Annotated in this window: 13 protein-coding genes; 6 read left to right on the top strand and 7 right to left on the bottom strand. The window is 64.2% G+C overall.

The genetic code is table 11. The features are described 5' to 3' along the window. Positions 1–195: 195 nt before the first annotated feature. Positions 196–1011 (top strand): hypothetical protein, encoded by an 816-nt coding sequence (locus tag KZ686_RS10755; protein ID WP_226106480.1) that lies wholly within the window; start codon positions 196–198, stop codon positions 1009–1011. Positions 1012–1406: 395 nt separating this feature from the next. Here KZ686_RS10755 and KZ686_RS10750 read toward each other — a convergent pair whose 3' ends face one another. The 7 genes from KZ686_RS10750 to KZ686_RS10720 all read right to left on the bottom strand — a co-directional run bounded on the left by KZ686_RS10750 (position 1407) and on the right by KZ686_RS10720 (position 15230). After that, a complete protein-coding gene (locus KZ686_RS10750) occupies positions 1407–1997 on the bottom strand; it encodes a hypothetical protein (protein WP_226106481.1) in 591 nt (196 codons plus the stop codon). Next, positions 1994–4174 carry a hydroxyethylthiazole kinase gene (locus tag KZ686_RS10745; protein ID WP_265632359.1) on the bottom strand — a complete coding sequence of 727 codons (2181 nt, stop codon included), beginning with the start codon at positions 4172–4174 and terminating at the stop codon, positions 1994–1996. Before KZ686_RS10745 ends, KZ686_RS10750 begins: the two co-directional genes overlap by 4 nt. A gap of 24 nt (positions 4175–4198) precedes the next feature. Next, a complete protein-coding gene (locus KZ686_RS10740; protein ID WP_265632358.1) occupies positions 4199–7039 on the bottom strand; it encodes a type VI secretion system Vgr family protein in 2841 nt (946 codons plus the stop codon). 250 nt (positions 7040–7289) lie between these two features. Further along, positions 7290–8285: a T6SS immunity protein Tli4 family protein gene (locus KZ686_RS10735; RefSeq protein ID WP_265632357.1), complete on the bottom strand. Its 996-nt coding sequence runs from the start codon at positions 8283–8285 to the stop codon at positions 7290–7292. A 113-nt stretch (positions 8286–8398) separates the two neighbouring features. Then, complete coding sequence (locus tag KZ686_RS10730; RefSeq protein ID WP_226109658.1) at positions 8399–10888, bottom strand: phospholipase D-like domain-containing protein; 2490 nt, start codon at positions 10886–10888, stop codon at positions 8399–8401. A 2-nt stretch (positions 10889–10890) separates the two neighbouring features. Beyond that, positions 10891–14154 carry a type VI secretion system Vgr family protein gene (locus tag KZ686_RS10725; protein ID WP_265632354.1) on the bottom strand — a complete coding sequence of 1088 codons (3264 nt, stop codon included), beginning with the start codon at positions 14152–14154 and terminating at the stop codon, positions 10891–10893. Positions 14155–14294: 140 nt separating this feature from the next. Further along, positions 14295–15230, bottom strand: coding sequence for a hypothetical protein (locus KZ686_RS10720; RefSeq protein WP_265632353.1), 936 nt, complete (start codon positions 15228–15230; stop codon positions 14295–14297). Between the two features lie 328 nt (positions 15231–15558). Here KZ686_RS10720 and KZ686_RS10715 point away from each other — a divergent pair, with 328 nt between their 5' ends. The 5 genes from KZ686_RS10715 to tagF all read left to right on the top strand — a co-directional run bounded on the left by KZ686_RS10715 (position 15559) and on the right by tagF (position 23534). Beyond that, entirely contained in the window at positions 15559–16404 is an 846-nt protein-coding gene (locus KZ686_RS10715) for a M15 family metallopeptidase (protein WP_226106485.1), read from the top strand. A 104-nt stretch (positions 16405–16508) separates the two neighbouring features. Continuing rightward, complete coding sequence (locus KZ686_RS10710) at positions 16509–16775, top strand: PAAR domain-containing protein (protein WP_149318842.1); 267 nt, start codon at positions 16509–16511, stop codon at positions 16773–16775. A gap of 58 nt (positions 16776–16833) precedes the next feature. Beyond that, positions 16834–18336: a hypothetical protein gene (locus KZ686_RS10705; RefSeq protein ID WP_265632352.1), complete on the top strand. Its 1503-nt coding sequence runs from the start codon at positions 16834–16836 to the stop codon at positions 18334–18336. 159 nt (positions 18337–18495) lie between these two features. Next, a complete protein-coding gene (gene tssM / locus KZ686_RS10700) occupies positions 18496–22512 on the top strand; it encodes a type VI secretion system membrane subunit TssM (protein WP_265632350.1) in 4017 nt (1338 codons plus the stop codon). Further along, positions 22509–23534 carry a type VI secretion system-associated protein TagF gene (tagF, locus tag KZ686_RS10695; protein WP_149318845.1) on the top strand — a complete coding sequence of 342 codons (1026 nt, stop codon included), beginning with the start codon at positions 22509–22511 and terminating at the stop codon, positions 23532–23534. Before tssM ends, tagF begins: the two co-directional genes overlap by 4 nt.

Below are 23534 nucleotides of genomic sequence, written 5' to 3'. Positions count from 1 at the left end.
GCAGTGGAACCCCCGCCCGCCCGTGCCCACGTGCCGATACTAGGTCCACGAGTAACAGATGCGCAAGCCAATACGGCCCTGAAGTTCCCTCATAGGCAACGCCGGCTAGCTGGCGAACTCGGGCGGTCAGGGGACATTGGGGACGTGTCCCCGTAGGCGCAGCGTAGGCCATTGTGGGCACGACAGGCCCTAGACATGAAAACCCTTGCCGTTTCCGCTATTGCTTTTGCCCTGACTCTTTGCTCGAGCGGGATAGTGGCCGCCTCTTCATCCGGAACCTCCGCAGTGTCGCAAGGATCGACACAGGGAAACGCTGACTCCGGCTTGACACTCTTCTACAAACCGGGAGAGACGAAAGCGCCCATCGATGTCTCCGTGGACGGATCGTTCGTCACCCCGATCCAACCGGGCGAGACGATCGACCTGCTACCCTCCTCGCTCACTCTCACGGTAGAACTGACCGCACCACCGCCGCCCGGGAAGGCCGCCGCCCGCACGCTGACTTGGCAAACCGAAATCCGGGAAGGCAAGCGCAAGCACGTGGTCGTACAGTTGACCGACACAGACATCAGCCTGGTTCAACAACGACGCTATGCGCAAGCACGTCCGATCGATAAGGTCTTTGCCTTCGATGGAGAGGACAGCAGCTGGGTCGACGTGTCGCCGCCTCCGCCCAATGCGCTGCGTCGAAACGATAAAGCGTCCCAAGACGGAATTCAGTGGGTGTCGCCAAAATCATGGCCTGTGCGTGTGCTGTTCATCTCTGGCCACGGACTCTACGAATTCAACAAGCAAGGCAACGTCATTCGCATGGATGCGACAGCAACCGTCTACGCCCGTGTCGATAAAGCAGGAGCAGCAAGGCAACAAACCGACCTGGTCGAACGGCAATGTGTTTCACCTGGTCAGCGGCAACACAGTCGTCGACGACAAGGTCGACAGCGCACGGACATTCGTCCTGACAAAACGCGGAAGGATATGCCCAGCCCAACCTATCGCGGAAGCGTATAGGCTTCGCTGGGAGATCCCGTTGCCCATATACAGTGGAGAATGCGATCAGGCCGTTCAATGGAGGCGATCGGGCACGCCTCTGTGGGCCTACCCCGCGGACGTGAATAGCGGCGAGCCGCCGGAGTTGCTATGGGCCGTTCAGTATTTCCGCGATCCCGTGCGACCGCTCTCGGATTTCGAGGGCAAGTGCGTGTATGGGTGTGCCGGAAGAAACTAGCCCGGGCGATCATCTGCTGCCACCTGCGAGCGCCTACTCAAACCGGTGTTAATCCATGACTCCCTTGACTGAAGCGCGGAGCACGAGACATGGTCAACGGCGACACGCAGCCCTGATAGGTAAGCTGGTTGAGCACTTTGCCGAGCCGCTACGGTCGTCGGAAGTACAACGACGCCCCCTAACGGGCACTAGAAACGACGTCTCGTACCTTCCTCAATTGCTCGGACCAGCATTTTTCATACTGACGACAACCTGTATTTTTCCCTAGCAAGAAATTAAAGCTGACTACCTTGTCGACGAGCGGGAGAACAACGGCGTAGCATTGCCCCCCTCTTGGCGCGGACGCACCATTTTGTTCCCAGCCACAAAGCGGAAATGCCTCGAAGACATCCCGCTCACCAACTTTTGCTTTTTGTACGGGCTCTGTGGGATCCGCGATCCTCAATTGGCCTTGCCCGTCGCCCCAATACGGGACCGGCATACCGCCCTGCGCAGTGCACGTTGTCAAGTCTCCGAAGCAGATCGTTCCAGAGTCTGAATAGCTGCCGCCCATAGGACGACGCCTTTCCATCGCAAGATCGTAAACGATGCCGGACTTAGCTGCGTCCGATCCCTCCGCAGATACAGTTTCAGTTATTTTTTTATAATTTCGAACATCGTACTCGATCGATACCGACTGTCCCGCAAAGGACCGAAGGAATTTATCACCTCCTGCCAGACAGCCAGTCGATATCGATGACAGAAGCAGCATTAAAATGGCAGCTTTCATGGACGGACCTCGTCGCTCACAGCAGAATATATACGCACAGTGTGGTACTCGCGATTGTCTATCCCATTGTCACCGCCGTTGATGGCCCGCGTAACCGTTTGAACATTTGTTCGCGTCGGGGCTACACTCGGTATGGTCCTGTTTATCGTACTTAAGGCATGCGGCTCACCACGATGTGGCGATGCAGCCCAATACCATCCACCGGCGTCAATAATTGCGTATTCATCCGTACCGAGAATGTCGGGATTATTAATGAGCGGACGGCGCACATTTCCACGCTGAGTCCACCAGCTTCTCTCGAAAGAATCTCGGCTTACCCATCCGCGATATACCCAATATTCAGTGTAATTGTATTTCCCGGTGAGTTGCTTCATGCCTCGACCGCGGTAGCGGTATCCATCACCCGGCAGATCATTGCCCATGCGGCCACCGTACAGTTGATTACAACTCGCCTCACTCCTACGTTCGATCATCTGAGTCAGCGTCCTGGACTCCTCAGCACCTTGCCCGAAGAAGTGGGCCAAGCGATACCCGGAGGAATTTACATGATACTTGCGGGCGACTCTATTAATTGTGACCCTGTATCTCTCTCGAACCGCATCACTCAGGGCGTTCCTGGCGGTTTCAAGTGAATTCCTCGTTTTTCTCTGGTAATCGTTCTTATATACTTGCGCAAACTCGTTTCGATCAAGCCAGCCACACGCTCTAAAAAGAAGGACAAACTCACGAGGATGGAAATGCCAATGCGATCCAGGTAGAGGTGTTTGGCCGTTTTCCTGTCCTTGGTCATCGTAACGTGGGCTCTGCAACGCAGCCTGCCCCCAAAACGCCAACGCTTCAACATGCGCCCGAAACCGCCCAAACTGCTCTTCCGTCATCGGCGTCGGGTTGTTCGGGCTCCGCACCTTCAGCCATCCCCATCGCGCTTCCACTGTACTGGCATCCCACTCCGTCGGAAACTTGCAGATCAGCCGCTTCAAGAACGCCTGAATCTGCGGCGACCGTAGGCGCTCATGCGCTTCGTCTGCTGAGACACTGCCGTCGCGATTCATATCGACTGCGCGCAGGATGGTTGGTGCATTGCAAAGGCTGTTGCCGTCCTGAGTGTCTTCAATCAGAAACCAACCGCGCCAGTGCGGAAAATCTGCATCGCTGTACTTCGTTACGCCGGCGGCGTTGAGGTTCACCCAACCCGTACCAGCAGGCGTACGAATTTGGCGCCAGTGCGGTACGTCCTCAGGCGCCAAGGCGTCAGGTCCTATAACACGCCCGAAGCGAAGCAGCTCATATACCGCGCTCGGTGCCGGGCGAGCGTTGGCCGGATAGGCCTCGCTGATGGCATTGGCATCGCGATACAGATTGTATTCAGCGTCGCGTTCAGTGAGCGGGTCACCCAATGCCGTTCCGACCGGACGATAGGTTGTCACGTACGCATTGCCGCGCGCGTCTTGCGCGCCGTCTCCTTCGGCATAGCGTAGGCCAACAAAGACCTCTTCACCGAGTGGCGTGCCGCCTGCGGGCGCGGGTTGGTTCAGTGGCGGACGTTGTGCGTATACCGGTGTGTTGGCTGGCAGCCTGAAATAGAGCTCGCCGAACACCGCGTCGTCACGGCCATTCTGGGTTAGCGGGACATCGCCGCTCGTCCTGCCGATCAGTTGGCGCAGGTTGTCGTCGTCACAGATGATTTCGAAGTGAATCCGATTCGCCTGCCCGCGCACGTATCCTGCCTGTCCAAGTTCCGCCTTTCGATTGACTCGACTGCCGACCTGAACCGTGTTCCGGACCGTATGCAAGTGCATGTAGATCGAGAAGAACACTACACGGGTTGGTGCATTGCCCTGACGAGCGGCGCCAATCTCCGTCTCATGCCGAATAACGACCACGCCATCGCTAGTCCTACCACCGAAACTCAACGGGCTGTCAGCAGCAGGCGGAGGCGGCGGCTCGTGTGAACCGCGTCGATAAACCACAGTGCCGTCGGCAATGGCTCGCACCGGCTCGGTGCCATTGGTACCACGCGCAGGCGCGGTCAAGTGCAGGCCTCCGTGCCAACCGAGGTTGTAACTGACCGGATACGACCCGTCGCCCGGCTCACCGCCAGGCATTGCGGCGTCGATCCACTCGCTTTCGGTTTGGTTGGCGCCGCGCGGTGGGAGAAAGGGAGGACTGATCAGCATGGGACTTAGCCTGAGAACTCAGGTTCAGATAGAGAACGGGTAGTCGTTATCGAGGGAAATGCTGTTCTGCGGGAATAGCGGCAGATCACGATCCGTACGGACCGGCCCCTCAAACTTCCTCTGCGCACTCTTGTAAGTAATCGCCCCCGGACACTCCACCGTAATATTCCCACCCTCGATCGTGATCGACGCCCCACCAGCCGTCGCCACCCGAATCCGCTTGGCCGCAGCAAAGTCCACCTGCATATTCGCCGATACGACCTTGAGTTCATCCTTGGCCTGCAGCCTCATCGCATCGTGCTGCGCCTGCACGTCGATGTCTTCGCTGCCCGCGATCAGCTTCAGGCCGGTGTCGCCCTCGCCCGCTTTCTCCAGCGCCGCGGCCATGCCGATGGCCTGTCCACTGTGCAAGCGCCCCTGCTTGCCGATCGCCAGGTTGGTGTCCTGCCCCGACACCAGGCCCAGCGATTTGCCGTTGACCAGCTGCAGTTCCTGCCCGGCGACCATGGCAAGGCCCGCGCGGCCGGCCAGTTGGACGATCGCTTCGCTCGGATGCGGCACCTTGCCTTGCGTCTGCTGATTGCCGCTGGCCACGTCCTGCATCGCCGCGTCCAGGTCCTTGCCGTCGACCATGCCGGACGCGGCAGTTTCCAGCTTGGCCAGCGGGGACTCGTCGTCCTTGGCGGTCAGCAGCGCAGCGGTCTGGTGCTTGACCGCGCCCTCGCCCAGCGCTTGCGTCAGCGACTTCGCCTGGCGGATCAGCGCGATGCCGGCGGCGTTGTCGCCGGTCGGCACCGGCCGCTGGCTCTGCGCATCGCGATAGGTGCTGATCAGCACGCCGGCCTTGCCGCGAATCGCGCCGTAGCCGTCGGTGCGCAGTTCGAAGCCTTCGCCGCGGAAGCTGCCGCGGTAGTTGTCCTGCTGGTGGATCAGGTGACCGAGATTGAGCTGGGTGTGCTGGACCGTCGTAGCGAACTGCGTGCGCAGTTGACCGTCGCTGTCGTCGAACACCAGCTGGTTCGCTCCCTCGCCGCCATGTTCGCGGCTCTTGAAGCCGCTCAGGGCGGCGGCGTTGCGATGGCCTTCCTTATCGGCGCTCATGCCGTGCCAGGCGGGAGCATGGCCGCCGGCCACATTGGCCTGCGCGCTGGGCGCGGTGTCGCTGCCTTGCTGATAGACGGAGCCGTCGGCAGCAGCGGCCTGCTTGCCGCCCGGCGTCGGTGCAATACCGCCCTCGCCCTGCCCGTTGTACAGCGCGCCGATCACGATCGGCTGGTCGATATCGTCGTCGGCGAACTTGACCAGCACCTCCTGGCCGATCCGCGGCAGCCATTGCCAGCCCATGCCGGCACCAGCCTGGCGCTGCGCCACCCGGATCCAGCGCGTGCTGCGGTCGTCCTCGCGCTCGCCCTTCTGCCACGGGAAGCGGACCCGGATCTCGCCGCGCGGGCTGACATGGTGTTCGGCATCGCCGCTCGGCTGCGTCTCGCCTTGCGGGCCGACCACGGTGGCGGTCTGCACGCCGAGCGCGGTAGGAGCGGAGAACAACCGTGCACCATCGGCATCGACCACGCGCGGGCGCCACGGGCGCCGCGCGTCGCAGGCACGGAACAGGTTGGCGTAGCCGTATTGCTCGGCGGCCTGGCGCAGCGAGGCCGTCGGCACGCTGCGTTCCACCGTATGACCCTGCGCCAGGAAGCCCATCGTCATCGGCCCATTCTCCGGCGCGCTGGGCGGCGTATCGAAGCACAGTGCGGCATCGAGCGGCCCGAGCCGCTGACCCAGCGCCGCACGCGTCTCCGCTGCCAGATTGTTCAGGCCGCAATGCTCGACGATATCGAGCAGCAACGGATACGCAGCCTCGGCGTCTTCCTCCCTCGGCAGATGCGGGCAATCGGAAACGGCCACGCGCGTGCCGCTGGCGAAGGTGCGCACCGTACCCTGCCCGGCAAACAGCTGCGCGCGTGCCTCGATGCTCTCCATCAATTGCTCGGCCAGCCGCTGCGCGCCGGCCGCATCGCCGACCACCGACTGGCTGACCGACAGATAGGGCTCGGGACATTGCGCGCCGCCGCCGAGCTTGGCCGGAGCATGGCCGCGCAGCGTGCGCTTGCCATTGCCGTCCCACGCGACCACCGCGACACCGGGCACCGTCACGCGGCTATGGCAGGCCAGCTGCTGCACGGCGTCGGCTTCTTCCTGGCTGTGCGCGCGGTGATAGCGAACGCTTGAAACCTGACCTTCCAGCAATTGCGGACTGTCGGCGAAGATGGATAACGCATGGCCCGACGGCGCCTGCTCGTCCTCGACGAAGGCAAAACCCAACCCCGCCTCGGCCAGCAGCCGCGACAGGAAGGCGTAATCGGTCTCGCGATATTGGCTGACGTGTTCGCGCGGACCCAGCGCATCGATGCGCTGCTGCGCGCCCGCGGTGTAGCGCCACACCGCATGGGGTGCGTACGGCGACAGGATCTGTTCGGCGATATCGGCCAGCGTACGATTCTGAAATACCTGGCTGTGCCGCTGCTGCGTGGCCAACCACAGCCACGGCACCACGGTCAGCCGGTAGCGCGCCAGGCTGCCATCGGCGCCGAGCTTCTCGGCCTTGCGCACCAGGCAGCTGCGGCGAATGCGTCCGCCATCGGCCAGCGTGGTCCACAGCGTCACCTTCGCGCCGAGCAGCGACTTGAGCGGCAATCGCGCGTTGGCGCTGACCGCGACGATGCGCCATTCGCTCAGTTCAGACAGCGCCTCGCGGCCAAGCCAGGCCTCGACAGCCAGTTCGCCGATGGCCCCCTCGCCTTCGAGCTGGAACAGCCGCCGCGCCGGGGAAAACAGGGTCTGAATCAGGGTGGTGTGGTCCATGGCGGTTCGGTGTCATGACGCGGGACAGGGTCAGATAGCCAACACCTTCCATCCTGCCCCGTTGATCCCTGCCAGGCTATGAGACAGAGCCACTCGAATTAACCACGCATCTCCATCTCGGGATGTGCAGCCGACCTTGCCGGCCACATATCCGGCCCTCCTCCTTGAACAACATATGCTTTAGCCGAATTGGGCCGAGTCAAATCTTCGTTTCCTATTGTGACCGTCCGATGATCGCGTCGGTAATACGCTACCGCGCATTCCCCGTGGCTCTGGGGGTCACCTTCGCAGCGATGTCCCTCGCCAGCGCAAGGAACGATGCTTCATCGAGCGGCGGAACTCCTGCCTTGCGGGCAAAGTCGGAACGTTGAATGACGTGAAGCATCATGCTGAAACTGCCCTGTGCGTGGGGACTGCCGAGAGCTACAACCAAGTAGCCATGATCAATGGTTCCATCCTCGCGACGGAGGCGGACGAACGACTCCACGCCCTTCACCCCAGCGATCGTGGTGCTACGGTAGCGGTCCTTCCAGATGCTGGTCACGTCGCGACGGTCCTGGTACAGACCGGTCCAGAAGAAGTCCGACACACCTTCCGGATCCCGCATCCTGGCGTTCAGCTTCGCATTCGGCGGAGCGGCGGACTTGTCCTCCAGGCCGACGATCACGTCGGGCTGCCCCTTCAGGCGATAGCTGGCCGCTACATATCGAGGCGCGACACCGTCATCGGGCAAGAACACGTAGGGCATGCACAGGCCGGGCTTGGTGGGCACAGTGTTTAGAGCCCTCGGCATCGCGCCCGCCATCAGCGAGGCGAACTCCGCCTCGTCGGCTTTGGCGTCGCTGTCGTGGGTACTTAGCTTCCACCACAAGCCGGAATTGCCGACCGTGGTAAACGCTGAGAGTTGACTGCCTACACGCCACGCCTTGCCGCCAGATCCCGCCCAGTCCAAGTGGCCGAAAGTCGCGCGCGTGCCATACACGTCCTTGCCATCTCGTGCTTTCAACATGGCGCCATCCTTCGTCACCCGTATATCGACAGCGCCTCGTACCACGTTGCGTTGGCTATCGCTCATGGGGTGCGTAATCAGCAGAGGCCCCCGATCGCCAAGATTCACGTGAAATGCACGCTCGCCATCGGAATAGCGTGCAGGAGGATCGCGGCGCAGGTCGCCACGAATCCGTTTGGCGACCTCGACAGGATCCCAAGCCGCCTGCTCGGCCGGCCCAGGCAATTGCAATTCCAACCGTCCTACGCATTCGGGTAGCCATTGCCCACTCCCCACGGCGGCCTGACCATATGCCAGTGGGCAGCATGCCAATGCGGCAGCGGGAATCAAGCTACGGACAATACCTTGCCTCATACTGCGCTCCGTTCAGCCGGCTGCCGCGGATCTCTCGCATCTGCAACCGCGAGGCTTTCGCGATCCTCCGTGTTGGCAGCGTCGTCGTTTTCTGCGACCAGCATGGTCGGATAGCCAAATCGATTGAACTCGCCGTCGGTCCATTCGATTGGCAGCGCGGTAATGAAGCCTTTGATCTTCTCCAGCGACGCCGCACCTGCGGCAACATGTCGGGGAGCTGTCCAGAAATCGTCTTCCGAGGGTTGAGGAAAGGCAGGATAGCCAAGGGTCTCACCTTTGGCCGGACTACGTTTATTGGGATCCCAATTTGGCACGATGGACGCCGAATCATCAGGCGCGTAGGGCGACCTATTGCGCGGCACAAAATCAAACGCCTTCTCATAGGCTTCGGCATTCAAGCGTGCCTGTTGCTGTATCAGACGCCAGCTGTCCGGCTTGCCAGGCTCTTCAATGGCGCGAGCCAGATGGGATGCGGGACGGACCTTGCCGCTGATGCCGAACAGCTTGTTCCACACCGCTTTCCGAAGCGCATGGGCACTATCCCTTGTCGGACGCATGCTGCCGGTGCCATTGATATCGGCGCGTTTGGTATTGTCATCGACAACCAGGACCGCGATCTCCGAGTCGCGCTCGCCCAACAGACTCCGGTCATTGATATTGGCACTGCCCAATAGGGCGTAGAGATCGTCGACAACCATCAGCTTCGTATGAACGTAGATTTGCTCGGTCACGTACCGATCGCCGAGCTTGGCCCAATTGCGCAGGTTCAGTAGCGTCACATACTCGAAGCACTGTTCAATCGGAATGGACTCATACTCTCGATTGTGTTCGTCCTGGATGACGCGGAGATATTGCGGGTCTTTTTTCTCGTACAGTTCCCGTGCCTTCAGCGCACGGCGTACGCCATTGAGCAGACTACGGCTGCCGTAGACCAGCGTCTGCATCGTCCAGTAAACCTGCACCGCAATCGTAGCATTTGCCAACGCCCCCTCGGGATGCACCGGGAGGGTTATATAAACGTGATACTTCGGCTTGCCTTTGGTGAAGATCGCTTTGGTAATGCGCGTGATGAGCGCCTGGCACACACCATTCTTCGGCGGATCGAACATCCCCTTGTCGTCGACGTCCAGCTTGACGCTGAAGCCCTCGATCTTGGGACGGACTTTGCTGTCGTTATCGGACTTCACGACCACGTCTGCGCTACTGGAAGCATCCTTTCCGCCGAAGGAATTGATATATTGCGCGGCCGGGGATAGTTTCGTCCCGAAATCCGCTTCGCGTCCGAAGGCCGAAACAAAAAACTGGCTTTCTATATAAACGAACCGGTCGCTCTTCGCGATCAATTGGAGCATCGCGCGATGGATATCGTCCTCGGTGCCGGATGGCGTAGCGCCCTTCGCCGTCATGCCCCTATGCTCGGCCTGCCGCATGCCGACCGGGGCGCTGCGTAACACTTGAATTTGGACGGAACCGTTCTTTTCGTACTTCTCAGGCGGCTGAGGCGCCGGCAACTTCAGTTTGCTGCATGCATTCCATCGCACGACAAAATTGCGCGTCAGATCGGATACCGCGGGGCCTTGGATGCGGCTGTGCACATCCTGCCAGGGCATACGGGGTTGCGTCTTTTCGCTGAGCGTCAGAAGGGAAACGGGGTTACCTTCGAAGTTCTTGGGCACTCCCATCGCATTGCCCAACACCGTGAGCGTGGACGCCTCACCGTACGGGACTTGAAACGCTCCCTTTTCTATATTTTTGAGCACAACGTCGGCGTTGCTCTTGGTGAGAAAAGGCACCGTCGCAACATCGACCGCGCCTGACAACAAGTCGGGATCGACTAAGTTGTCGGACTTCTCCGACAGCTTACCTACCCATGCCACGCAGGGGTTATAGCGGTTCAGCGCATAGCGGCCATCCTTGTCGGCATGCAGATCAAAAGTGTCGTCGTCATAACGGCCATATGCGAGATCGATGCCTCCGACATAGCCAATCTTTCTATCGATGACGACCTGCTTCTGGTGATGGCTGAAGTAGGCGTTGTTTCGCGTAGCGTATGACTTAGGCAACTCGACGTGTACGCGCTTCTTGCCCACCAGCCGGTTGATGGCCTCGAGCGCCGCCTTGGCCTGGTCGTCGTACGTTTGGACCGGATTTCTATCGTTCCAAGGAAGCACGTATATCTGGACACCACGCGTGGCGGCGCGGTGCAGCACATCCCACAATCGGACATTCGGTGCAAGCATGGCGTCCCAGTTGACTTGCCATCCGATGATGTAAATCTCCTGGGTCGCCTTATCGCACTCGGCGATCAGATCGGCGAAGTATGCCTTTCCAGTGGTAAAGAACTGGAAGTGGTTGCCTGCCGTCGGCTGCGAGAATACGCTTTTGTGCCCGACCCAGACGTTGCTGGTCACCGTGGCTTCTGCCGCAGATCCATCTTCGCCGACAAGTTGCGGCACGACGCGATTCGGACTGGCTGTCCTCGTCATGGTCATTTGTTCCTTAACGAGTCTAGCAACGCCTTACCGGACCGTGTGTTCCCTTCGCGCATCGCCAGGTCGGCGTGAAACTCTGATACGTGAACTCCCTCCGCCGCATCAAGGCTATCTGCATACCCCATCGCATTCAAAGCGTGTGCCTTCTGCTGACGTTCAGACCAATCCTGCTTTTCTCGCATCATCGATATCTGGTAGGCGCGGCTCTCGCAAACGAGCCAGACACGGCCACTATCCTCGTTGCAGGCGTCCTGCAGCGTGCGCTGCTCCGCCTCCGATAGTGTCAATTTTCCTTCATCATCGCTCTGGCCCGTCAGCACGTCTTCCTCAGCCATTAGCGCCGACAGCTCATTGTCCGCACGAACCACACGCCACTGTGTGAGCGGCAGGGCTACACCTGTCGGACCCGGAATGTCCTTCAGCACAAAATTGAACTTGACCGGAACATCGGTAATGGGTGTATCGGGAAATGCTGGAAGGGCGAAAGGCTTGTCCACCGGCCCATCGAATTTCCGCTGCGCACTCTTGTAAGTAATCGCCCCCGGACACTCGACCGTAATATTCCCACCCTCGATCGTGATCGACGCCCCACCAGCCGTCGCCACCCGAATCCGCTTGGCCGCAGCAAAGTCCACCTGCATATTCGCCGACACGACCTTCAGCTCATCCTTGGCCTGCAGCCTCATCGCATCGTGCTGCGCCTGCACGTCGATGTCTTCGCTGCCCGCGATCAGCTTCAGGCCGGTGTCGCCCTCGCCCGCTTTCTCCAGCGCCGCGGCCATGCCGATGGCCTGTCCACTGTGCAAGCGCCCCTGCTTGCCGATCGCCAGGTTGGTGTCCTGCCCCGACACCAGGCCCAGCGATTTGCCGTTGACCAGCTGCAGTTCCTGCCCGGCGACCATGGCAAGGCCCGCGCGGCCGGCCAGTTGGACGATCGCTTCGCTCGGATGCGGCACCTTGCCTTGCGTCTGCTGATTGCCGCTGGCCACGTCCTGCATCGCCGCGTCCAGGTCCTTGCCGTCGACCATGCCGGACGCGGCAGTTTCCAGCTTGGCCAGCGGGGACTCGTCGTCCTTGGCGGTCAGCAGCGCAGCGGTCTGGTGCTTGACCGCGCCCTCGCCCAGCGCTTGCGTCAGCGACTTCGCCTGGCGGATCAGCGCGATGCCGGCGGCGTTGTCGCCGGTCGGCACCGGCCGCTGGCTCTGCGCATCGCGATAGGTGCTGATCAGCACGCCGGCCTTGCCGCGAATCGCGCCGTAGCCGTCGGTGCGCAGTTCGAAGCCTTCGCCGCGGAAGCTGCCGCGGTAGTTGTCCTGCTGGTGGATCAGGTGACCGAGATTGAGCTGGGTGTGCTGGACCGTCGTAGCGAACTGCGTGCGCAGTTGACCGTCGCTGTCGTCGAACACCAGCTGGTTCGCTCCCTCGCCGCCATGTTCGCGGCTCTTGAAGCCGCTCAGGGCGGCGGCGTTGCGATGGCCTTCCTTATCGGCGCTCATGCCGTGCCAGGCGGGAGCATGGCCGCCGGCCACATTGGCCTGCGCGCTGGGCGCGGTGTCGCTGCCTTGCTGATAGACGGAGCCGTCGGCAGCAGCGGCCTGCTTGCCGCCCGGCGTCGGTGCAATACCGCCCTCGCCCTGCCCGTTGTACAGCGCGCCGATCACGATCGGCTGGTCGATATCGTCGTCGGCGAACTTGACCAGCACCTCCTGGCCGATCCGCGGCAGCCATTGCCAGCCCATGCCGGCACCAGCCTGGCGCTGCGCCACCCGGATCCAGCGCGTGCTGCGGTCGTCCTCGCGCTCGCCCTTCTGCCACGGGAAGCGGACCCGGATCTCGCCGCGCGGGCTGACATGGTGTTCGGCATCGCCGCTCGGCTGCGTCTCGCCTTGCGGGCCGACCACGGTGGCGGTCTGCACGCCGAGCGCGGTAGGAGCGGAGAACAACCGTGCACCATCGGCATCGACCACGCGCGGGCGCCACGGGCGCCGCGCGTCGCAGGCACGGAACAGGTTGGCGTAGCCGTATTGCTCGGCGGCCTGGCGCAGCGAGGCCGTCGGCACGCTGCGTTCCACCGTATGACCCTGCGCCAGGAAGCCCATCGTCATCGGCCCATTCTCCGGCGCGCTGGGCGGCGTATCGAAGCACAGTGCGGCATCGAGCGGCCCGAGCCGCTGACCCAGCGCCGCACGCGTCTCCGCTGCCAGATTGTTCAGGCCGCAATGCTCGACGATATCGAGCAGCAACGGATACGCAGCCTCGGCGTCTTCCTCCCTCGGCAGATGCGGGCAATCGGAAACGGCCACGCGCGTGCCGCTGGCGAAGGTGCGCACCGTACCCTGCCCGGCAAACAGCTGCGCGCGTGCCTCGATGCTCTCCATCAATTGCTCGGCCAGCCGCTGCGCGCCGGCCGCATCGCCGACCACCGACTGGCTGACCGACAGATAGGGCTCGGGACATTGCGCGCCGCCGCCGAGCTTGGCCGGAGCATGGCCGCGCAGCGTGCGCTTGCCATTGCCGTCCCACGCGACCACCGCGACACCGGGCACCGTCACGCGGCTATGGCAGGCCAGCTGCTGCACGGCGTCGGCTTCTTCCTGGCTGTGCGCGCGGTGATAGCGAACGCTTGAAACCTGACCTTCCAGCAATTGCGGACTGTCGGCGAAGATGGATAACGCATGGCCCGACGGCGCCTGCTCGTCCTCGACGAAGGCAAAACCCAACCCCGCCTCGGCCAGCAGCCGCGACAGGAACGCGTAATCGGTCTCGCGGTATTGGCTGACGTGCTCGCGCGGCCCGAGCGCATCGATGCGCTGCTGCGCGCCCGCGGTGTAGCGCCACACCGCATGGGGTGCGTACGGCGTCAGGATCTGTTCGGCGATATCGGCCAGCGTACGATTCTGGAATACCTGGCTGTGCCGCTGCTGCGTGGCCAGCCACAGCCACGGCACCACGGTCAGCCGGTAGCGCGCCAGGCTGCCATCGGCGCCGAGCTTCTCGGCCTTGCGCACCAGGCCGCTGCGGCGAATGCGTCCGCCATCGGCCAGCGTGGTCCACAGCGTCACCTTCGCGCCGAGCAGCGACTTGAGCGGCAATCGCGCATTGGCGCTGACCGCGACGATGCGCCATTCGCTCAGCTCAGACAGCGCCTCGCGGCCGAGCCACGCCTCGACGGCCAGTTCGCCGATGGCCCCCTCGCCTTCGAGCTGGAACAGCCGCCGCGCCGGGGAAAACAGGGTCTGAATCAGGGTGGTGTGGTCCATGGCGGTTCGGTGTTACAGCGGGTGTCGCAGCAAGGTGTCACAGCGAAGGACAGATACGCCAATCAGCTGCCCGACAACGGCAATGGCCGCGTCGAAGCCGCGGCCATGTCCTCTGTCAGCACCCTTGCCCCTCGCCGTCGTTACTGCGAACGCTGGGCGGTGCCGCTCTTGCGCGTCCGCGAAGCGGTCGTGGTTTTCTCTTCGGGCGTGGGTGCCAGCAATGCCGCGAGCAATTCGGCGTCGCGATCATTGCCCATATTGGCGCCCGTCTTTTTTGAAACTCGGCGCGTATTGTTGGAGGCAATACGCGAGCGCTCGGTTTTCGTCTTCCCTACGGTCGTAGGGCCGGTATTCGAACGCGACGCGACCTTGGTGTCGGTATTGGAATGTTGCCGTTTTGCAGCGGCCTGATTCGACGCAGTGATCTTCGTCTTATTTACTTCTTGATTTCGGATTTTTTTATTCGGCTCGTTGGCAGCCAGTGTCGCGGTTTTGGCCCTGTTGGCCGCGGGTGTTTTTTCGGGACTCTGCGCCGCGTTGGCGGCCACCGCGGTGCCGCCCGCCAGTGCCGCGGCACCGAGCCCGGCCGCGGCAAGATCGCCCGCCGGCATCTTGCCGAGGCTGTCGAGCGCATCGTCGTCGGCATCGCGCGCGGGGCTGACATCGACAATGGTGGCCGAACCGGCCGGCGCTTCGATGGGAGCTTCGACGGGCGCTGCGCTGGCCGCGGCGGCCTGCATTTCAGGGGACTGGCTCACGCTGGAAGCGGCCGTGGTGGCGGCATCCGAGGCAGAATTGGCGCTCTCCGCCGGCACGATCGCGGCCACGGTCGGGGCCTCGCCATCGCTGCTCTTGCCCAGCCAGAAGGCCACGGCGCCCGCGCCGACCAGCAGCAGCGCCAGCGTGGCGAACACGCCGTGGCGCTTGATGTCGGGGGTCTTCTTGACGGGCGCGTGACTGGCGACCCGCCCTTCGAGGCTGGCCAGAATGCGCGTATCCGGTCCCTGGCTGTCGGCATTGCCCGAGCCGAACAGCGACGGCGGTCCATTTCCTTTCAAGTCGTCGCTGTGGCTCATCTTTTGGCTCTCGAATTGCAATAAAATGCGCGTCGGGCAGCGCAGGGATGGAATTGAGTCAAGCGATCGGCAACATAACTCGAAGACAGGGCCCGAGCAGAAATTCGACGAGGTGGCGCCAGCTGCCGATGCGGACGAAGCGCGCAGATTTTATAGCTGGCTGCAACAAAAATGCAAATATGTGAACGACGCCGTGACAACTCGCAGACGGCGATTTTTTGCAGCCGAATGACATCCCGGAATCGAGCCAAATAAATGTCACAAAATGTAACTATTGAAGCGGCTGTCATGCGCGGTTTGGGCGTCGCGTGGTACGCGGACTGAGCGGATGATCTTTATTACGCTGTTCTTCTATTTCGCGCTGATGGTCGCGCTTGCGGCCATTCTGCTGCTGCCGGACGTGCGCGAGCGCGTGCTGCTGGCCGCGCGTGCGCAATGGCAGCGGCTCAGTATCAATGCGAGCGCCGCGAGCCAGCGCTCGGCCGGAACCCTACGAACGTCGGCTTCCCATGCGGCCGATTCGATGGAAGCATTGCGCGCCTTCGTTGCGCGCCGAAAGGTCTTTCTGCTGTGCGCGGCGGGCGTCGTCGCGACCCCGCCGATCGTCGCCCTCGCCTTGCGACCGAAACTGCTGTTCGAGTACGATGACGCGCTGCGCGAACCGGACCAGAAGATTTCCGCCTTATTGAATGGCGAACGCCTGATTCCTCCGGCGCCATTGCCGCCCGAGGTATTCACCACGCAGGAAGTCGAACGGATTCGCCCGACCATTCGCGAAGCCAGCCGCAATTGGGATCTGCTCGACGCCGATTTTCGTCAGCGCCTGCTGCTGGTCTACAAGATCATGCGCGACGAGCATGGTTATGAAATGGCGCTGCTGGAGGGCTACCGCAGTCCCGAGCGCCAGGCCAGGCTTGCGGCGATGGGCACGCATGTCACAAAGGCGGGCGCCTATCACAGCTACCATCAGTTCGGCCTCGCCGCCGACAGCGCCTTCTATCGCGACGGCAAGCTGGTGATCAGCGAGAAGGATCCGTGGGCGATGCGCGGATACGAGTTGTACGGGCAGATCGCCGAGTCCGCGGGGCTGACCTGGGGCGGGCGCTGGAAGATGATGGATCTTGGGCACGTCGAGTTGCGCCGGCCCGGCGTGCTCGGCAAGAAGCCCGGCTAGCGTGCGATGTGCGGGGGCACGGCGCAGGCAACGGCGGCCGGCGAAAGCAGGCCGCGAATCGGTAGCTGGTGGCGGGATCGCCCTTCTCAGTCGAGAGAACAACAATGACACGGCCATTTATCGTATTGGGTGACAAGACCGACCACGGCGGCGTCGTGATCAGCGCGTCGGGCACCACGTCGACCAACGGCAAGGGCATCGCCTGCGTCGGCGATCGCGTGACCTGCCCGAAGTCCGGCCATGGCGAAACCACCATCGTCACCGGCGATCCGACCGTGATCATCGACGGCCGCGCCGCGGCCCGCCACGGCGACAAGACGGCATGCGGCGCGACGCTGCTGTCCAGCCAGGGAGTCACCGGCAGCGCGTAAGCGGGCGCCGTTCCGCTGCCGCGCTGTTGCGCCCCCTGTGCCGACCCTCCCCGACACCATGCTTGCACGCCTGTTCCGTTCCGGCCTGATCCTGTTTGCCATCTTCGCGCTGGTCTGGACCGCGACGATCCTGTGGTGGCAATCGATCCACCGGATGCCGACCACGACCGATATCGTCACGCATCTGTTCCTGCTGCCGGCCGGCATGATCGCGGGCTATCTGGTCATTCGCCGCGCGCTGGACGGTATCCGCCGCAATGTCGCCGCCGCGGTCAGCACGCCGGCCGCCGCGCAGGATGGCGTGGCTCCGTCGGACGGCGCCGTGCCCGACGACGACCCCAGCCGCCGCTGGCGCGCGCTGGTGTTGGGCGCCGCCCTGCATACCGCCAAGGGCGGCGACACGGCCGCCACCGCCGCGGCCACCGCCAAGCAGCAGCGGCCGGACGTAGTTGACGTGCTGCGCGATGGCATGCCGATCTTCGCCGCGCCCGCCGAGGACATCGATGTCGATGGCACGCGCGAGGCGCTGGAGCAGGCCTTCGCCGATCTGCCGTGGAATGACGAGGCCGTGCGGACCGTCGCGCTGGCCAGCGACGTGGCCGAGCGGCTGGTGTCCCAGGTCCTGGAGCAATATCCCGGCCTGTACTTCCCTGCCACCGACGAGACACCCACGGCGGCGCAGGCCGAGGAGCCGCCGCGGCTGGTGCTGACGCTGCTGCTGCCGGAGCGCTGGCTGGCGCCAATGGCGGCGGCCGCGGGCCAATACGTGCGCGGCCGCCTGACCGGGCTGTGGCCGATCGAGCGGATCTCGATGGAGACGTTGACCGCCAAGGGCGACGGCGATGCGATGGTGCAGGTCGATCGCGCGATCCTCGCGCTGCATCGCGAACCGACCCACGAATTGCGCGGCGTGATCGCCGCCGATTCGCATATCGGCGCCGAAGCGATCGACCGGCTGCGCGCGACCAACCGGCTGTTCAGCGCCCAATGCGAGCACGGCGTCGCGCCCTCCGAGGCGGCGGCGGGCATCCTGCTGTATCCGCCGCAGGGACCGCTGGCCGCGATGCTCGCGCAGGACGCGCCGCCGGCATCGATCGTCCGCGCCACGCTCACGCGGCTGGACGCGCCGACTCCCGACAAGGGCCAGCCGCGTACCGCGGCGCTGGATCAAGCGATCGCGCAGACGCTGGGCCTGCTGGCGGAACCTGCCGACGGCTCCAAGGCCCAGGCCAACGACAAGGACGACAAGCCCGAAGCGTCCGCCGCCGAGCCGGCGCCCGCGCCGCAGCCCGTCGTGGTCACCGCCGACATCAGCCCGCATCCGGTCCGCACCGTCGAACTGGCACGCGTGTTCTCCGAACGCTTCAGTGAGCTCGACGTCAGCGCGGACCTGCTGCCGGTCGGCACCGCTTGCGGACACACCGGCAATGCCGGCGCACTGCTGGCCATCGTGCTCGCCCATCAGCAATGCGCCGAGCGCCGGGGCCCGGCGCTGGCGCTGACCGCGGCCGATCCGCAGCAGCGCGGCGCGATCGCGGTGGTGCCGCCGGCCACCGCCTAGCGGACATCTTCGCCAAGCACGAACAAGCACGAACAAGCACGAAGCCAGAACAAGCGAGAACGAGCCAGAACAAGCCGAAGCCCAAGCCAGGCAAGCACAAGCACACGCACCAGCAAACGCACCAGAACCAGCACACGCATTCGCAAACCGCAGGCCAACATGCACCGATTCCTCAGTTTCCTGACCAACACGCGCACGCTGTCCGTGATAGGCGTCGTCGCGCTGACGCTCTTCCTGCTGCTGGCGGCCGATACCTTCGAGGTCGGGCTGACGTGGGTCGGCGTCGTGCTCGGCCTGCTGGTGGTGGCGTGGCTGATCGCCTTCGCATGGCGGCACTATCGCGCGCGGCAAGCCAGCGGCAAGCTCGGCGCGCTGCTGGAACAGCAGGCCAATGCGGCCGCCCAGGAAGCGCCGCAGGAAAAGCGCGGCGAGGTCGAAGCCCTGCGTACGCGGCTGGTCGATGCGGTCAAGACAATCAAGACCTCCAAGCTCGGCCAGTTGTCGGGCAACGAGGCGTTGTACGAACTGCCGTGGTACATCGTGATCGGCAACCCGGCGGCGGGCAAGAGCACCGCGGTGCTGAACTCGGGCCTGCAATTCCCGTTCGCCGACAAGAACAACGCGATCATCCACGGCATCGGTGGCACGCGTAACTGCGACTGGTTCTTCACCACCGAGGGCATCCTGCTCGATACCGCGGGCCGCTATTCGGTGCACGAGGAAGACCGCAAGGAATGGCTCGGCTTCCTGGACCTGCTCAAGCGCTACCGTCCGCGCGCGCCGATCAACGGCATCGTGGTCACCGTCAGCATTCCCGAGCTGACGCAGAACCGCCCCGAGTTCGCCATCCAGCTGGCCAAGAACCTGCGCCAGCGCGTGCAGGAGCTGACCGAGCGGCTGGAAGTGTTCGCGCCGGTCTACGTGATGTTCACCAAGGCGGACCTGATCACCGGCTTCACCGAGTTCTTCGGCGACAGCGACAAGCACGAGCGCGACCGCGTCTGGGGCGCCACCCTGCCCTTCGAGCCGGGCGAAAAGCGCGATGCCGCCGCGATGTTCGACGAGCGCTTCGACGAGCTCTACGACGGCCTGAAGGAAATCAGCGTGGCGCAGATCGCCCAGAACCGCAACGGCAAGCTGTCGCCAGGGCTGCTGAGCTTCCCGCTCGAATTCGCGTCGATCAAGCCGGCGCTGCGCGCCTTCCTGGTGACGCTGTTCGACGAAAATCCGTTCCAGTACAAGCCGGTGTTCCGCGGCTTCTATTTCACCAGCGCGGTGCAGGAGGCCAGCACCACCAGCGCCTCCGCCGAACGGATCGCGCGCCGCTTCGGCCTGAAGCTCGACAGCGCCGCGCATAGCCGCGAGGTGTTCTCGAAGAACGGCTTCTTCCTGCGCGACCTGTTCTCCAAGGTGGTGTTCGCCGACCGCAAGACCGTGCGGCAGTTCTCGAGCCCGGCCAAGACGCGGATGCGCTTCGTCACCTTCTTCGGCCTGGTGCTGGTGCTGGGCCTGCTGCTGGGCGGGTGGACCTGGTCCTTCATCGGCAACCGGCAGTTGACCGCCAATGTGCAGGCCGACCTCGACAAGATCGTCAAGCTGCAGCAGAACCGCATCGACCTGCAATCGCGGCTGGAAGCGCTCGACATCCTGCAGGACCGCATCGAGCAGCTGGAGCGCTTCCGCGCCGATCATCCGATCGCGCTGTCGCTGGGTCTCTACCAGGGCGATACGCTGCAGCACAAGCTGCTGGACGAGTACTACAACGGCCTGCGCCAGGTCATGCTGAAGCCCGTCGGCACCTCGATCGAACGCTTCCTGGCCGAGGTCAACGCGCATCCGGACCAGCTCGCGCAGAACGTGCGTGCCCCGGCCGCCAATGGCGCGGTGGTGCCGGCCTCGGCCCAGGCGGGCGCGGCGGGCGCGGCGGGCGCGGCAGGCGCGAGCGCGGCAGCGGCCGCACCGCCTACGGCTACGGCTACGGGCACGGCAGCCACGGTCGCCGCGACCGCCCCGTCCGCTGTCGACATGACAGCCGCGCTCAACACCGAATCGCCTAACGCCAAGCGCTATGCCGATGCCTCCCCGACCAACGTCGAGGACGCCTACAACGCGCTGAAGACCTATCTGATGCTGGCGGACAAGCGCCATGTCGAAGTCGCGCACCTGACCGACCAGGTCACGCGCTTCTGGCGCGGCTGGCTCGAGGAGAACCGCGGCAGCATGCCGCGCGAGCAGCTGATCCGCGCGGCCGAGCGCAACATCTCGTTCTACCTGGCGCGCGTCAACGACGACAACTGGCCGCTGCTGGAGAGCAACCTGTCGCTGATCGACCAGACCCGCGAGAACCTGCGCCGCGTGGTGCGCGGCATGCCGGCACGCGAGCGTGCCTACGCCGAGATCAAGGCGCGCGCGGCGACCCGCTTCGCACCGATGACGGTGGCCCGCATCGTCGGCGACGCCGGCGCGACGGTGGTCGCCGGCAGCTACGCGGTGCCCGGCACCTTCACCCGGGAAGCCTGGCTGCAATACGTGCAGCCGGCCATCCGCGAGGCGGCCAGCAAGGAGCTGCAGAGCAAGGACTGGGTGCTGAACGTCGCCGCCCGCGACGACCTGACGCTCGAGGGCAGCCCCGAGCAGATCCAGAAGACGCTGGTGTCAATGTACAAGAACGAATACGCCAAGGAGTGGCAGCGCTTCATGCAGGGCGTGGCCGTGCAGGAGTTCAAGAGCTTCGACCAGGCCGTGACCGCGATGAACCTGCTGGGCGATCCGGTCAACTCGCCGATCCGCAAGCTGTTCGACGCCGCCTACGAGCAGACCTCGTGGGACAACCCATCGATCGTCAACGCCGGCCTGAAGCAGGCGAAGACCGGCGTGATCGAATGGTTCAAGCGCTGGGTCTCGCGCGGCACGCCGTCCGGCGTCAGCGTCAATGTCGACAGCGCGAGCCTGGCCTCCGCGTCCGACGCCGGCAACATCCCCATGGGCCCCGTCGGCAAGGAGTTCTCGGGCCTGGCCAAGATCGCCGTGATGCGCGACAACAATTCGCTGCTGCGCGGCTATATGGAGGCGCTGTCGAAGGTCCGCACGCGCTTCAACACCATCAAGAACCAGGGCGACCCCGGCCCCGGCGCGCGCCAGCTGATGCAGCAGACGCTCGACGGCAACGGCTCCGAGCTGGCCGACGCGCTGAAGTACGTCGACGAGCAGATGCTGACCGGCATGACCGACAGCCAGCGCCAGACGCTGCGTCCGCTGCTGGTGCGTCCGCTGCTGCAGTCGTATGCGGTGACGATCCGCCCTGCCAGCGTCGAGATCAACAAGGTGTGGAACGCGCAGGTCTACCAGCCGTTCATGCAGACGCTGGCGACCAAGTACCCGTTTGCCTCGGATGCCAAGATCGAGGCCAGCGCGGCCGAGATCGGCCAGGTGTTCGGTCCGGACGGCGCCATCGCCAAGTTCGCCGGCACCACCATCGGGCCGCTGTCGGTTCGCCGTGGCGACATGATCGCCGCGCGCACCTGGGGCGATCTGGGCGTGACCTTCGCGCCGGAGTTCACCACCAACTTCACGCGCTGGATCGCGCCGCTGACCGGTGGCGCGGCGGCCGGTGCCGGCGGTGCCGCCGCTGCCGCCCCGCAGACCGTGTTCCAGATCCTGCCGTCGCCGGCGGCCGGCACCACCGAGTACACGATCGAGATCGACGGGCAGCAGCTGCGCTATCGCAATACGCCGCCGCAGTGGACCAACTTCGTCTGGCCCAATCCGCAGGGCACGCCAGGCGCGCGCATCACCGCGACGACCTTCGATGGCCGCACCGTCGAGGTGCTCAGCGAACCGGGCCGCTTCGGCCTGGAGCGGCTGATCGCCACGGCCTCGCGCAAGCGGCGTCCGGATGGCGCGTTCGAGCTGTCGTGGACGCAGGGCGGCACCACCGTCGCGGTGGCGCTGCGCATCGTCAGCAGCCCGCAGACCACCACAGCCGCGGCCGACTCGCCGCAGGGACAGGGCCTGCGCGGCCTGAAGCTGCCGCCCACGATCGCCGACGCGTCGGCGCCGGTCACCGCCACGGAGGCGGCGCAGCCCGCCCCCGCCGCCTCGGCGCCCGTCGCACAGTCAGGTGCACAGCCCGGTGCGCAGCCCGGCGCGCCCGTGCGTGCAGGAGGTGCGCAATGAGCCAGGCAGCGCAATTGCAGCTCGCGTACTTCGGCAAGCTTCCGTCGCGCGGGGATTTCGTCAAGAGTCCGAACCAGACCCAGCTGCTCGATACGCTCGACCGCTGGCTGTCGCAGGCGATGGAGATGCTGGCCGAGGACCCGGGCTGGAAGACGGTCTATGACGCGTGGCAGCCGGTCCAGTTCGCCTTCCTCGGTTCGCAGAGCCGGCTGGCGATCGCCGGCACGGTGATGGCCAGCAACGACCAGTCGTCGCGCCGCTTCCCCTTCCTCGCCGCCGCCGCGCTGGAAATCGACCAGCCGCTGCCGTTCATCGCGCGCAGCCCGCTGGCGCTGACGCGGCTGTGGACGCGCGCCAGCCATCAGATGCAGGAGCTGGTCTCCGCCGCCGATCCGGCCGAGGGCCTGCGCAATCTGGCGCAGACCCAGTTCGCGGTCGAGATCGGCGCGGGCGCGCAGGCCTACGACGCCAGCTTCAAGGACTTCATCGAATTCCAGACCGTGGCCGGCCTGGAGCAGATGCTGCGCGCCGACGGGCAGACGCTGTGCCTGCGCCGCACGCTGGTCGCGCTCGGCATCCTGCTCGAACCGGTGATGAGCGCCGGCACGTCGCGGCTGGACAAGGGCCTGACGCTGCCGTTGCCGTCCGACCCCGTCTATCGCAGCCTGGTGGCAAGCTTCTGGCTCGACCTGGTGTCGGGCTTCCTGAAGCGCGGCGACTTCGAGCTGTCGCTGTTCCTCGGCCGCGTGGGTAACGAGACCACGGGACAGGGACAAGGACAACGCGGCCGCAGCGAGCGGCTGGTGATCGGCTTCAACGGGGCCTCGTCGCGCACGCTGCACGGCATCATGTCGCCGCTGGCGTACGGCGAAGTCAATATCGACATCGACGACCCGCAGTGGGTGGACCAGCATGCCGGCTCGCGCTATGGCGTGGCCAAGCTGGCCAGCTATCTCGAGCAGCCGCAGCTGTCGTTGCGCGCGGCGCTCGACACCTTCCGCGAAGTCTTCATCGGAGAATGA

The organism is Cupriavidus cauae (genome assembly GCF_026210475.1).
GTDB classification, from domain to species: Bacteria; Pseudomonadota; Gammaproteobacteria; order Burkholderiales; family Burkholderiaceae; genus Cupriavidus; species Cupriavidus cauae.
This window is presented reverse-complemented; position numbering and strand designations above follow the sequence as displayed.